Source organism: Sorangium sp. So ce590, from assembly GCF_051521365.1.
GTDB lineage: Bacteria > Myxococcota_A > Polyangia > Polyangiales > Polyangiaceae > Sorangium.
The window spans coordinates 9387357-9401081 of the sequence record NZ_CP150346.1 but is presented as its reverse complement, the minus strand read 5'-3'; the positions used below and the strand labels follow the sequence as shown (position 1 = coordinate 9401081).

Annotated in this window: 8 protein-coding genes; 6 read left to right on the top strand and 2 right to left on the bottom strand. The window is 71.3% G+C overall.

Features of this window, described 5'->3' with window-relative positions; translation table 11 throughout:
* Positions 1–26: 26 nt before the first annotated feature.
* The 4 genes from WMF28_RS35605 (at position 27) to ltrA (ending at position 5647) form a co-directional block, all read left to right on the top strand.
* Positions 27–1442, top strand: a complete 1416-nt coding sequence (locus tag WMF28_RS35605) for a hypothetical protein (protein WP_437597980.1) — start codon at positions 27–29, stop codon at positions 1440–1442.
* A 360-nt stretch (positions 1443–1802) separates the two neighbouring features.
* Positions 1803–2924 (top strand): DUF4419 domain-containing protein, encoded by a 1122-nt coding sequence (locus WMF28_RS35600; RefSeq protein WP_437597979.1) that lies wholly within the window; start codon positions 1803–1805, stop codon positions 2922–2924.
* Positions 2925–3302: 378 nt separating this feature from the next.
* Positions 3303–3431 (top strand): ATP-binding protein, encoded by a 129-nt coding sequence (locus WMF28_RS35595; protein WP_437597978.1) that lies wholly within the window; start codon positions 3303–3305, stop codon positions 3429–3431.
* A gap of 878 nt (positions 3432–4309) precedes the next feature.
* The gene (gene ltrA, locus WMF28_RS35590; RefSeq protein ID WP_437597977.1) at positions 4310–5647 is read left to right on the top strand and encodes a group II intron reverse transcriptase/maturase; all 1338 of its coding nucleotides are present in this window, start codon (positions 4310–4312) and stop codon (positions 5645–5647) included.
* 263 nt (positions 5648–5910) lie between these two features.
* Here ltrA and WMF28_RS35585 read toward each other — a convergent pair whose 3' ends face one another.
* Positions 5911–8265, bottom strand: a complete 2355-nt coding sequence (locus WMF28_RS35585) for an AAA family ATPase (RefSeq protein ID WP_437597976.1) — start codon at positions 8263–8265, stop codon at positions 5911–5913.
* A 400-nt stretch (positions 8266–8665) separates the two neighbouring features.
* On the opposite strand from WMF28_RS35585, the gene WMF28_RS35580 reads away from it, so the two are divergent.
* Positions 8666–10360, top strand: coding sequence for an MYXO-CTERM sorting domain-containing protein (locus tag WMF28_RS35580; protein ID WP_437597975.1), 1695 nt, complete (start codon positions 8666–8668; stop codon positions 10358–10360).
* Positions 10361–10370: 10 nt separating this feature from the next.
* Here the strand turns inward: WMF28_RS35580 and WMF28_RS35575 are convergent, their stop codons facing one another.
* Positions 10371–10931: a hypothetical protein gene (locus WMF28_RS35575; RefSeq protein ID WP_437597974.1), complete on the bottom strand. Its 561-nt coding sequence runs from the start codon at positions 10929–10931 to the stop codon at positions 10371–10373.
* Positions 10932–11170: 239 nt separating this feature from the next.
* On the opposite strand from WMF28_RS35575, the gene WMF28_RS35570 reads away from it, so the two are divergent.
* Entirely contained in the window at positions 11171–13693 is a 2523-nt protein-coding gene (locus WMF28_RS35570) for a PAS domain-containing protein (RefSeq protein WP_437597973.1), read from the top strand.
* Positions 13694–13725: the final 32 nt, after the last annotated feature.

Sequence of the window (13725 nt, the reverse complement as noted above, 5' to 3'; positions counted from 1 at the left end):
GGTCGCTGGTCTTGCCGCCGTTGCCCGTGGGGCCTTTGGCGGCGGAGCTCCCGGCGGGCGCGTTCTCCGTGGTGGAGGTGGGTTTTGCCGTCGGGGCGCTTCGTGTGTCGGGCGTCGCGCCGGTCCTGGTCGGCGTCTGGGGGGACGTGGTGTTCTTCGGCGTGGCCTCTTTCGTGGGCGCCTTGACGCTCGCTTCGTTCGCGCTCGGCGCAGGGCGTCCGGGCGCCGGCGAGCTGGTGTTTTGCTGGCCGGGAGCGGCGCGCGGGGTCGTGTTCTGGAGAGCGCCGGCGGTCGATCCGGTGGAGGGACGGCTTTCGCCCGGACCGGTCTGGATCGCGCCCATCCTGGGGTTCGGGGAGACGGCGCCCTGGGGAGCGCCGCTGCCCGGGGTCGTGGGGGCGGCCTGCGGTCGAGCGGTGGGGAGCGACGGAGCGCCGCTGCCCGGGGTCGTGGGAGCGGCCTGCGGCCGAGCGGTGGGGAGCGACGGAGCGCCGCTGCCCGGGGTCGTGGGGGCGGCCTGCGGCCGAGCGGTGGGGAGCGACGGAGTGCCGCTGCCCGGGGTCGTGGGGGCGGCCTGCGGTCGAGCGGTGGGGAGCGATGGCGCGCCGCTGCCCGGGGTCGTGGGAGCGGCCTGCGGTCGAGCGGTGGGGAGCGACGGAGCGCCGCTGCCCGGGGTCGTGGGGGCGGCTTGCGGCCGGGCTGCGGGGAGCGACGGAGCGCCGCTGCCCGGGGTCGTGGGGGCGGCTTGCGGCCGGGCTGCGGGGAGCGACGGAGCGCCGCTGCCCGGGGTCGTGGGGGCGGCTTGCGGCCGAGCGGTGGGGAGCGACGGAGCGCCGCTGCCCGGGGTCGTGGGGGCGGCCTGCGGCCGGGCTGCGGGGAGCGACGGAGCGCCGCTGCCCGGGGTCGTGGGGGCGGCTTGCGGCCGAGCGGTGGGGAGCGATGGCGCGTCGGTGACCGGGGTCGTGGGGGCGCTGCGCGGCAGGCCGGAGGGGGCCGATCCGGCAGGATTCCCCGGCGTGGCGTTCTGGCTGCGCGGGACGTCGATCGGGGACACGCGCGGCCCCGGCGCGGAAGGCTGCGAGACCGGCGAGACCGGCGTGCTGGTCGGCGCTCGACCCGCGTTGTGCCCGCCGGCGGCGGCCGACGTGCTCCCGGAAGCATTCCCCGTCGTCGCCTGCGGCGCGGGGCTCGGCGTCGCGGCCGGAGAGTTCGGGGGCGGGGTGGCCTTGCGCGTGAACGGATCCCAGCCGGAGGTGGCCCTCGTCGTCTGGGTGGTGGCCTGGTTCGTGGCGCTGGGCGCGGACGATTCGCCGGGCGCCATGGCCTCGCTGGCCGTCGGATGTGCGAAGTTGCCTGCGCTTTTTGACGAGCCACGCAGCGCTGACCGGATATCGCGGGACTGCGAGGACGAACGACGATGCGACGGCATGCCCAATGATTGACCGGAATCCGCGCCCCGCCAAGCGCCACCACCCCCGCACAGGGGCGGGGACCTGCTCCCGGGCCATGGCACCCTCCTCCCCCAGCGTCTGTTCGCTTCGGGCTCGGCTGCAGTCAGGGGCGATGATTGCACCTGCGGCCCGCGAAAGCGTGCGCATCGCGGCGCTGCGTCGGATGCCGCCGTGAGAACCTGCGCGAGCCGGCGCCACGGCGTGCCGGCGTGCATGTGCGACGGGCGCTGCGGCTGCGGCCGGCAGCCGCCGTCGTGGCGAGTTGTCTCGCGCGGCGCGTTCGTGTACGAGGTGCGAGAGGGCAGCGCTGGATCACGAAGCCGTCGCGCAGGGCCAGGAGAGCGAGGATCCATGAGCATCACGACGATCGCCGTTGCCGACTTCGAGCCTGCGACGGCGCCGCTGCCCGCGTTCGACGAGGAATCGGCGTTGCAGAGCCTGCTCGTCTCGCCCGTCGAGGCCGCCTATCGCCATCGCCTGCCCCTCGTCGGGCGCACGGACGTGCACCCGCTCGTCCAGGCGGCTTACATGGCGTTCACCCAGCGCTACCCCCTTGTGCTCTCGCCCGACGTGATCTGGTTCTGCCTGGCCCGTGGGTTCACGCTCCACGTCGCTGCGAACGAGGAGCAGCGGCGTCAGGTCCTCCTCGAGGACAGCGACTTCGAGCTGAGGATCGATCGGCCGGATTTCACGCTGGGTGAGGTGAACCCGTGGCCCGTCGCGTTTCCGGATTTCTCCAGCCAGATCGCCGCGCGGGTCGGCAAGCTGCGGGAGCTCGTGACCGCCAGTTTCTCGACCACGGGACCGGTGGAGCGCGTGGCGTCGGAGCTCACGGTGATGACGCCGTTCGTGCCGCACTTCGAGTGGCAGCCGCCCTTCCCGGCGGACATGAGCTTTCCGGACCGTGGAATCCCCCGCATTTACCTGCTCGGCACGGCGGACGACTGGCGCTGGGTGCGCCACCGCGCGGCGGCGTTCGGCCCGTTCGGGGCAGAGCGCTGGGCTCATGCTCTCCTGCCGGTGCTCGACCAGATCGTCGCCTCGGCGGAGGGCCGTCAAGATCCGGCGTTCTGGCGCGCTTTCTTCCGGTACGAGAACTCCGCGGATGAGCTCACCGGGTGGATCCACGTGCTCTTTCCGTACCTGCGCGCCTGGCCTGCCGACCACTTCGTTCCGAATACGTATCTCGACGGCTGGCTCGAACGGTGGCAGGCCGCGGAGGCCCGGCGCAACCCGCTCACCGCGCTGGCGAAGCCGGAGGGGCCTGGGCTCGCGCGGCTCCCGCCCGGGCTGACCAGCGCGTCCTTGCGGTTCATCGATGAGCACCGCCGGGAGCACCCCTTGGAGTTCATCAGCGGTCTCATCGGCGTCATGCAGGACCAGCACTCGCTCGCGCTCATCCCGGAGTTCGTCTGGGCCGTCGTGCACGGAGAGCCCTGGCCCGCGGCCGAGCCGCCCGCCGAAGCGCGCTGAGGTCGAAAGGTCGCCGGTACCCCCGCTGCCGGGCGTCGGGAGGGCTTCCCGTTACCGCTGCCGGGCGTCGGGAGGGCTTCCCGTTACCGCTGCCGGGCGTCGGGAGGGCTTCCCGTGACCGCTGCCGGGCGTCGGGAGGGCTTCCCGTGACCGCTGCCGGGCGTCGGGAGGGCTTCCCGTGACCGCTGCCGGGCGTCGGCGGGGCTTCCCGGTACCGCCGCCAGCACCCGCCCCCGTCGTCTGCAAGGCAATCTTGCTGCTGGATCGGGCGGCATTCGCAGCGGGCAACCGGAATTTAACGCAAAGGCGCAAAGGCGCAAAGGCGCAAAGGGGCAAGAGAGAGTGGGGGAGTCATTCCTGTAATCCGTTGACCACGCGATGCTCGCTGACCCCACCGTCGCCGGCGCGATCTGCGACCGGTTGGTCCACAACGCGCATATGCTCTCGCTGAAGGGGCCGTCGATCAGGAAGAAGAAAGGGCTCGAAGAGAAGAACTTGGAAGACTAGGGCTGATCATCCAAGAGGCGGGGGGCGAGAGACGGCGAGAGGGAGAGATTCTTTCTTTTTTCTTCCTCCCCGCCTCCTCGCCTCCCTGTGAAAATTCTCTGGGTTTCAACATGACTGGTGTTCGAGAACGCCGATCACATTGAAATTCCGCTAAAATCGACTCATGGGAAGAGGACCGCAAGGGCGCAAGGGGCGCAAGGGGGGAGAAGAATATAATTCTATCTCTGTTCCCTTGCGCCTCTCGCGCCCTTGCGGTCTCTCGTCTGACTGGGTGCCGTGTCCTTCCAGCGTGCTCCTCGGCGGCTCCGACGGGTGCCACAATCTATTGAAGTTAGCTGAATTTTAACCTGTTCGGCGTTCGTGCGCCAGGCCAAGCCTGGGCGAGGAGGAAGCGATGAGCTGAAACTTCGCGAAGAAACCCTGCGGGTGAGAGTCCCGCCCGGCAAGGTTGGCCCACCAGCCGGAAGCGAGTCTTGCGGGGCGCCGGGCGACCGGCGTCGCGAAGCGTAGACAGCGAGCGTGCGGGCCGTGGGATGGAGCCTCGAAAGATCAGAGGTCGTGGGGTCGACGCCGTGAACGCAGCGGAAGACAACATCGTCGCGTCAAGAGCGAGCCCGGGTAGCCCCCGGTCGCAGGGCCTGGCGTGGCGACCCACCGGGGTCAGAGACCAGGGCACGTACGCAAGGGTTTCCCGAGGAACCTGGGAGGTCCCGCCGCCTCCACCGAGAGGTGGAACCGCCGAGCGGAGCGCAAGCGAGCGGAGCGGGGGCGACGGGAAGTCGGAGTGCACTCGTAGTACCGCGGAAGCGGGGGAACCAACCCGAGGGACCCCGTGGAGGGAAGGGGAGCACCGGGGCACGGGATCGTTGGAGGGAAAGATGAAGGAGACATCGGGCTCCGAAACCGTCTGCACGAAACTCGAACGAATAGCGGAGCTGGCGCGGCAGGCACCCACCATGGTGCTGACGACGCTCGCCCATCACATCGACCTGGACTGGATGCGCGAAGCCTACCGGCGAACGCGCAAGGACGGCGCGCCCGGCGTGGACCGGCAGACCGCGGAGCAGTACGCGGAGCAACTGGAGGACAACCTCCGGTCGCTGCTGGAACGAGCCAAGGCGGGCACGTACCGCGCGCCGCCGGTGAGGCGGGTCCATATCCCGAAGGGCAACGGGGAAACACGCCCGATCGGCATCCCGATCTTTGAGGACAAGATCCTGCAGCGCGCGGTGGCCATGGTGCTGGAGGCCGTCTTTGAGCAGGATTTTCTTGACTGCTCGTACGGTTTCCGGCCCGGCCGTTCGGCACACCGAGCGCTCGCGTCGTTCTGGGACAAGGCGATGGAGATGGCGGGCGGATGGGTCATCGAGGTCGACATCCGAAGGTTTTTCGACACGGTGGACCGTCAGCACCTGATGGATGCGCTGCGCCGCAGGGTACGAGACGGCGTGCTGCTCCGTCTCATCAGCAAGTGGCTGCACGCGGGCGTGCATGAAGACGGTAGCCTCAGCTACCCGGAGGCCGGCACACCGCAGGGCGGCGTGGTTTCGCCGATCCTGGCGAACATCTACCTGCACGAGGTGCTCGACACGTGGTTCGAGCGCGACGTCCGACCCCGGCTTCGAGGCAGGGTACACCTCATCCGCTACGCGGACGACGCGGTGCTGCTGTTCGAAGTGGAAGAAGACGCGCGCCGGGTGATGGCCGTGCTACCGAAGAGATTCGGCAAGTACGGGCTGAGCCTGCACCCGGACAAGACGCGCCTGTTGCCGTTCCAGCGGCCGCCGAAGAGACCCCCGCCGAGCGGCGGGGCGTCGCCGATGTGGCCGTCGACGTTCGATCTGCTCGGCTTCATGCATCACTGGGGCAGGTCGCGGCGAGGCAACTGGGCGATCAAACGCAGGACCGCCAAGGACCGCTTCAGCCGCGCGCTGCGGCGCGTGGCGGAGTGGTGCAGGGACCACATGCACGAGGAGCTGAGCAGCCAGCAGGGGAGCCTGGCCATGAAGCTGCGGGGTCACTACGAGTACTACGGGATCACCGGGAACTCGGAGGCGCTCCGTCGCTTCGCCTGGGAGGTTGTGGCGGTGTGGCGCAAGTGGCTCGATCGCCGCTCGCAGAACGCCAAGATGACCTGGGAGCGGATGCACCGGCTGCTGGAGAGGTATCCCCTTCCGCGGCCGCGCATCAGGCACCCCGCTCCTGCACGCTCGTAGCGAACCCGTGTCCCGAAGAGCCGGATGCGGGAATTCCGCACGTCCGGATCTGTGGGGGGCCGGGGGGCAGTCGACCCCGGTCTACCCGACTAGGCCTTCTCGTTCCTCCCCTCTCCGTCGTTTTGCGCCTTTGCGCCTTTGCGCCTTTGCGCCTTTGCGCCTTTGCGTTGAATTCTGGCTGCTCCGCAGGACCTGCGGGTTGGATTGAAGGGATCAGCCCATCGAACCGTCGCCGCGGTCTGCGCCCGCCCCCCGCGGCCGGGCTACCCGAAGCGCAGCGCGAGCCCCGCCCCCCCGCCCTCGACAACGATCTCCCTGTCCCGGCACCCCGGATCCTCCGCCATGCGCGCCGCGATCGGCGTGATCACCCGCTCCTCGATCACCCGCTTCAGCGGCCGCGCCCCCCGCCTCGGATCGAACCCCACCTCGGCCAGCCAGGCCCGCGCCTCGGGCAGGACACGGAGCCGCAGGTTCCGCCGCACGAGCCCGGTGCGCGTCTCGGCCTTCTCGAGCTCCAGATCCACGATCCTGAGCACGCTGTCCCGCTCGAGGCTCCGGAACTGGACGACGTGATCGATGCGGTTCACGAGCTCCGGCCGGAAGTGCTCGCGCACGCCCGCCGGCGCCGCGCGCCTCGCCAACCGTGGCGCGCCCGCCGCGCCGCGCTCTCCGTCTCCGCCGCCGCCGAAGCCGACCGTCGCCCGATCGGCGACGCCGAGGTTCGAGGTCATCACGATCAGCACCATCCGGAAATCGACGTGCCGCCCGTCCTCGTCCGTCAGCCGGCCCTCGCCCAGGATCCCGAGCAGCAGGTCGAACACCTCGCGGTGGGCCTTCTCGATCTCGTCGAGGAGCACCAGCGACAGCGGCTCCTGCCGCACGCGCTGCGCGAGCGTCGTCGCGCCCGGCCCCGCCTGGAGCAGCCGCGCCGACGAGCCCGGCAGCCGGTACTCGCTCATGTCGAGCCGGATCATCCGCCCCTCGTCGCCGAACATCGACCGCGTGAGCTCCTTCGCGAGCTCCGTCTTGCCCACGCCCGTCGGGCCGACGAAGAGCAGCGTGCCGCACGGGCGCTCGGGGTCGTTCATCCCCGCCTTGAAGCGCGCGAGCACCCGCGCCGCGGTGTCGCACGCCTCGTCCTGCCCGATCACGCGCCGCTTCAGCCCGCGCGCGATCGTCTCGGCGCTCGCGGGGATCTCGTCGGCGATCAGCTCGATCGGCAGCCCCGAGTGGCGCGCATAGGCCTCCGACACGTCCCGCGGGTAGAGCACGCGGGCGGTGTTCGCGCCTGCCCGGGCGCCGCCGTCCGCGTCTGCCCGGGCGCCGGCCTCCTGCGTGAGCCAGTCGAAGAAGCGGAACGCCTTGCCAGGGAAGAGCACGTCGCGCCGGAACATCGCGAGGTGCTGGACCAGCCGCTTCTTGCCCGCCGGGTGCAACCGGACGCGCGCGTCCTTCCGCGCCTCGTACTCCGCGAGCAGCGCCGGCACCGCGGCCGGATCGGGCTCGCGCAGCCGGACGACCTGAAAGCACGCCACGAGCGAGGCCGCGCGGCGCTGGCACGCCTCGAGCTCCGGCTCGGTGCACTCCCCGATGAGGCTCACCTCGCCCGTCCGGAGCGCCGGCAAGAACACATCGCCGATCGACGAGCCGTCCGGCTGCGGCCGGAGCAGCGGCAAGAGCGCGCCGACGTGCAGGAGATCCCCCTCGTGCGACAGCTCGCCCACGAGCTTCAGACACCGCGCCTGCCACATGCCGAGGTACGTCATCCCGGCGAGCAGCCGGTCGGCCGAGGTGCTGAACAGACCCGGCGAGAGCGCGCGCGCCTTGTCCCTCCGCCACGCCGCGAACCGCCGCGCCAGCCGGTAAACCCAGGTCGTCTTGCCGACGCCCGGGCCGCCCACCAGCAGGATCGACGGCAGCGGCGCGCCCTGCGCGGCCCGCGCGGCGTCGAACACCGAGAGCGCCTGCTCCAGCTCCTCGGACTCGCCAACGGCGAGCGGGAGCCGCTGGCGCGCGGCCTTCTCGACGAGATCCTCGGCGACCGCGCGCAGCGTGGGGCGCTCGTCCGCCGCGCGCCGGGCGGAGCCCTCGGCGCGCGACGGGAAGCGAGGCGACCACGGGCGCACGTACTCGTCCCCCTCGCGGCGGAAATCGAAGAGCGACCGCGGCGACTCGCCGAGCAGCGCGCTCGTCACGAGCTGGCGGAGCACGTCGGGCGCAATCGAGAGATCCTCCACGATCACGGACCAGCCGAAGCGCGGGAGCATCACCCGATATCCGCCCTCGGCGAGCTTGCTCGCGAGGTAGGTGAGCCGCAGCGGGATGCGGCGCCGGCCGACGACCGCCGCGCGCTTGACCGTGGTCTGCGGGTGAACATCGACCCCGAGCGTGCGCACCTCGAACGACTCGTCCCACAGATAGCGATCGAGATCGTCCTCGCCCGTCGCCACCCGCGCGTGGAGCTCCACCTCGATCTTGCGCAGCACGTCCTCCTCGGAGGCGCCATGAGCGGACGGCGCCGGCCGGTCGAAGACGAATGCCCACGTGCGCAGGAGGATGCCGGTGACGCGGCCGTCGTGGTGGGCGATGAGATAGACGCGGAGCGATTTCTTCGTCATACGGCGGCATCGGCCAGGCGCAGCCGGAGCCCGCCAGCCTACCACACCCGGCCCCGACCCCCCCGGCGCCCGCGAAACGTCGGGCGACGCTGTCCCCGCTCCGCCGCAACGGCCCCCCGCCTCGCCGCGGGAGAGCGTCAAGAAGCCTTTTGCCTCCGCGCCCCGGAGCGGCGCCGGAACGACCCTGACGGGCACGTCAATTTCATGCTCCGCGGTGACAGCATGCGTCAAAACAGGCGCGCGCGGCGACGCAGGAACAACCATGCTGCAACATTGTGGTGGCGCGGAGCTGTGGAATCTTATACCCCCTGAGCTCACCAGGAGGTGTAGAGTGGCCTACATGCCGCACACGCCTTATTCCTTGGTACCTCGCCGTCGCGCGGTTCGAGCCGCGCTTTCTTTGTTCCTCTCGCTCGCGGCGCTCGCGGGGGTCACGCCCGCCAGCGCCGCGGTGGAGCAGCTGGACGGCACCGATCTGCCTCAACGGGTCAGCGACGCCGAGCGCGGCCTCGTGACGAGCCGCGGGTTCCCGGCGAACGCCGTCACGCTCGATGGGCTCTTCATGTACCGGGGGGAGGACATCGATCCCGTGGCCGACGCGAGCACGGAGCCGGGCGTCTTCTCGCCGCTCTGCGGGTTCACCGGGGAGCTCGTGCTGCGCGGGGGTGGGTGCAAGGTCGCGTTCGGCTGGTACAACGCGACCGCGACCGGCACGCGCCCGCCGGACAACCAGATCTACGAGCTGATCCCCGCGGACACGTCCGAGGCGTTCCGGTGCCAGGACGACGATTTCTGCCCGCTGGCCACGATGGATACCGACCAGCCGGGGCAGCACGGGTGGACGCCGAGGCAGTTCTCGGCGGCGGACATCCGCGAAGATCCGCGGTACCAGGGCGGCCTGGTCGGCTTCGCGCTCATCGGCAAGACGGGCACCTACTGCACCCAGACGAAGTTCTCGCAGCGCGAGCTGAACACCGTCTGCACGAACTGCACGCCGAGGGCGCCGTGGGTGACCACGCTGATCTACACGTCGACCGCCAGCCCCGACGCATTCTATGTCGCCTTCGAAGATCTGCCCGTGAGCGCGACGGATTGGCGCGCGAATGTGGGCGGGTACGCGAATGACGGTGATTTCAACGATTTCGTCTATTACATCACGGGAGTGACCTGCGAGGGCGGCGGCCAGGTCTGCGACACGGGCCTGCAGGGCGCGTGCGCCATTGGGAGGACGGGCTGCGCGACCGACGGCGATCCCGAGTGCCTGCCCGTCCTCGAGCCCGGCGAGCAGCGCGAGCGCTGCGACAACATCGACAATGACTGCGACGGCGAGGTCGACAACGGCGAGGGGCTCTGCGAGGAGGGCCTCGTGTGCAACCGCGGGTCGTGCGTGCCGTACTGCGGCCGCGGCGAGGTCGTCTGCAACGACGGCCTGGTCTGCGAGGAAGGCCTGTGCGTGGAGCGGGCGTGCGTGGGCGTGGCGTGCGAAGGCGGCCAGATCTGCATCGGCGGCAACTGCGTGGGCGGGTGTGACGGCGTCACCTGCCCCGCGAACCAGGAGTGCCAGCTCGGGCGGTGCGTGGATCTCTGCGCCCAGATCGCCTGCGAGGACGGCGCGGTCTGCGAGCGCGGCATCTGCCAGTCGAACTGCGGCTGCCGCACCTGCCCCGCCGGCAAGACGTGCGCGGGCGACGGCCGCTGCGTCGATACCGGCTGCGAGGACCTGACCTGCCCTGCAGGTCAGCTCTGCATCGGCGGGAGCTGCGCCGACGCGTGCGCGGGCGCCGTCTGCCCTGGCAACGCGCCGTGCGTCGGCGGCGTCTGCGGTGAGCCGCCGATCCACGGCGGCGTCACGGCCTCGAGCGGGGGCCAGGACGGAGGCGGCCTGTTCCTGGACGATCCGCCGGATCTGACCAGCGGCGCGGGCGCCGGCGCCGGCGCCGGCGGCGCGGATGGCGGCGCGCCCCGCAAGCCCGACTCTTCCTGCGCCTGCCGCGCGGGCGCGACGTCGGAGGGCTCGCCGGCCAGGGTCGGCCTGCTCGGCCTCGGTCTCCTGCTCCTCGCCGCCCGCCGGCGCCGCGCGCGCGCCGCGCTCTAGTCACCACCAGTCACCCGGCGGCGCGGGCCGCCATCGCGGCCGCGAGGGCCGCCACGAGGGTCGCCAGGAACCACGCGAGGTGCGCGCCGGGGGGCTCGCGCGCCGCGGCCCCGGCGGGCAGCGGGAACACAACCGAGCGCACCCGCCGCGAATCCGCGTCGACAAGGAGCACGCCGTCGACGTCGAACGCGAGGCGGTACTCGAGCAGCTGCCGCCGCGTCGCGGGCGTATCGATGCGCGGCGCGAGCCGGCCTGTCTTCACCTCGGCGACATACCGACTCCGGCCGTGCGCCACGAGGTAGTCGGCGCGGAGACCGACGGTGATCGGCTCGCCGTCGATCTGGACTCCATAGGAGACCGCGACCTGACGGCCGACGATGGTGTACCCGAGCTCGCGGAGGAGCGCCTCGGCGCGGGCCTCTCCCGCCGCGCCCTGCTCCCGGCATCGCTCGATCCGGCGCCGCTGCCGGGCGCTCCGCCACGCGAGCCGGAGCGTCTGGACCAGCCCGAAGAAGAGCGCCGCGCCGGCCACGGCCAGGAGGAGCTCGGGCGGTATGTCGCGGAAATCCACGCAGCGCGCGTTTACGCAGGAACCTGGAGTCCGGGCCAAGTTTTGTGCGAGGGGTTGTCAGCGGCCCGGCTGGCGCGCATGTCCACGCGCTCCTATTACAGTTTGCCGAGAGGCATACCGCCAGCTCGCGCGCTGCCGTGATCGCGCCCCGCTCCCGAGCGTGCCCGGCTGGTTGGTCAGGGATGCACATCGATCGTTCGCTAGAGTCCCCTTGTTTCCCAGCCGAGGCCCGTTCCTCCGTGGTTGACCCCGAGAGCAGGCATTGCGCGCAGATCCGCCTGCTCACCGAGGTCGGCCGCGCGCTCGCGGTGGCGTGCTCCGCGCGCGAGATTCACGAGGCTGTCCTCTCGGCGGCGAGGCAGCTGAGCGACGCCGACAGGGCCGTCTTGATCCTGAACGACGACGAGGGGCGGCCGGTCGTGCGATCCTCGCTGGGGCTCGATCCGGCGCTGCTCGCCGAGCTTCGCGGCCGCCCCCTGCCGAGCTTCGAGGAGGGGGTCGCGCGTGCGCTGCACGGGTCGGCCCACGTCGTCGCCGCCCCCCTGGTCGTCCGGGACCGCGTCTCCGGCGTGCTCGCGGTCGAGCGCTTGCGCCCGGACTCGGACGAGGGGGCCTGGCTGCTCGCGGCGCTCGCCGATCAGGCCGCGGTCGCGCTCACCAGCGCGGACGGGGCGGCCTCTCCGGGGCCCTCGGCCGTCGCGCGGGGCGCGGCGGCGCAGCGCGCTGACGAGACCGCCGCGCGCGACGGCAGCCGAGAGCAGGACGCGCGCCTGGAGGTGGACGTGCAGCGCGAGCGCTATCGTCTCCTCTCTCGAGCGATCAAGGACCCGATCTGGGACTGGGACATCCGGACGGACCACGTCGAGCGCAACGACACGTTTTACGCCGTCTTCCGCTACGCTCGCGAGGATACGGTGCCCACGGGCTCCTGGTGGCTCGGCCGCTTGCTGCCCGAGGATCGCGACCGCGTGGTGCGCGGCTTCGAGGAGAGCGTCCACGGCAGCGCCGACAGCTGGTCGGAGCACTACCGCGCGTACCGCGGCGACGGCTCGGTCGCCCGCGTGTTCGATCGCGGCTCGGTGCTCCGCGACGCGCGCGGCAAGGCGATCCGCATGGTCGGCGCGGTGGTCGACCTGAGCGAGCAGTTCCGGATCGAGAGCGCGCTCCAGGATCGAGAGGATCGGCTCCGGCTCGCCACGTGGGCGGCGGACGTGGGCACGTGGAGGATCGAGCTCGCGACATCCGCCGATACGAGGGACGCGAGCCTGAACCGCATCCTGGGCCTGGAAGAGCGCGAGACGACGCAGCCCATCGACGACTGGCTGAGCCGCGTCCACCCGGAGGACCGCGACATGGTGATCGCCGTGATCGAGCGGACCCTCCGCGCACAGCACATCTACGACATCATCCATCGCATCGTCCGCCCCGACGGGGCGATCCGGTGGGTCCACGACCGCGGGCGGCTCATCTGCGATCAGGACGGCTCCCCGCTGTTCTTGACGGGCGCTGTCGTCGACATCACCGAGCTGAAGCAGCTCGAGCGCGAGCGCGCGGATCTGCTCCGCCGCGAGCAGCAGGCGCTCGCCCAGTCGGAGCAGGACCGCCTCCGCGCCGAGGACGCGAACCGCATGAAAGACGAGTTCCTCGCGACGGTCTCCCACGAGCTGCGGACGCCGCTCACGGCGATCCTGGGCTGGGCGCGGCTGATCAAGGAGAAGGACATCGGGTCGGAGCGCGTCAAGCAGGGCATGGCGGCGATCGAGCGCAACGCCCACGCGCAGGCGCAGATCGTCGACGACATCCTCACGGTCTCCCGGATCATCACCGGCAAGCTGCGGCTGAACACGGTCGCGGTCGACCTCGCCGGCGTCGTCGAGGCCGCCGTGGACACCCTCACGCCGACGGCGAGGGCGAAGAACATCGAGATCGGCGTCGAGCTCGGCGAGGCGCTGGGCCACATGAGCGGCGACCGGGATCGCCTCCAGCAGGTCATGTGGAATCTGCTCTCGAACGCGGTGAAGTTCACCCCGAAGGGAGGTCGGGTGACGGTCCGCGTGGGGCGGAGCGACTCGCAGGTCATGATCGCGGTCGCCGACAACGGCAAGGGCATTGTCAGGTCGCTCCTGCCTTATGTCTTCGACCGCTTCCGCCAGGGCGACTCCTCGCCCACGAGGGCCCACGGCGGGCTCGGCCTGGGGCTCGCGATCGTCCGCCACCTCGTCGAGCTGCACGGGGGCACGGTGGAAGCGGAGAGCCGGGGCGAGGGGGGCGGCGCCACGTTCACGGTGACGCTCCCCCTGCATGCGGCGCCATCCAGCGTGCGTGAGGGGCCGCCGCCTGCGCCCTGGCGCGTCGCGCTCGAAGACGGGGAGTCGACGCCGCTGAGCGGAGTTCACGTCCTCCTCGTCGAGGATGAGCCGGACGCCCGCGAGATGATCGCGTTCCTGCTGGAGGGAGCGGGCGCGCAGGTCACCACGGCTGGCTCGATGAGCGACGCCATGAGCGTCCTCGGGCGGCTGAGTCCCGATGTCCTGGTGAGCGACATCGGCATGCCGGGGGAGAGCGGCTACACGTTGATAGAGCAGGTGCGCGCGGCGGGCCGGGACGAGATCCGGGCGATCCCCGCGGTGGCCCTGACCGCCTATGCCCGGATCGAGGACCAGAGGAGGGCGCTCGCGGCCGGCTTTCAGAAGCACGTCGCGAAGCCGATCGACCCTGCCGCCCTGGTGAAGGTGGTCGCGGACCTCGCGGGCCGCCCGTGAGCCGCGATGGGGAGGGGTGGATTCTCGCGCCT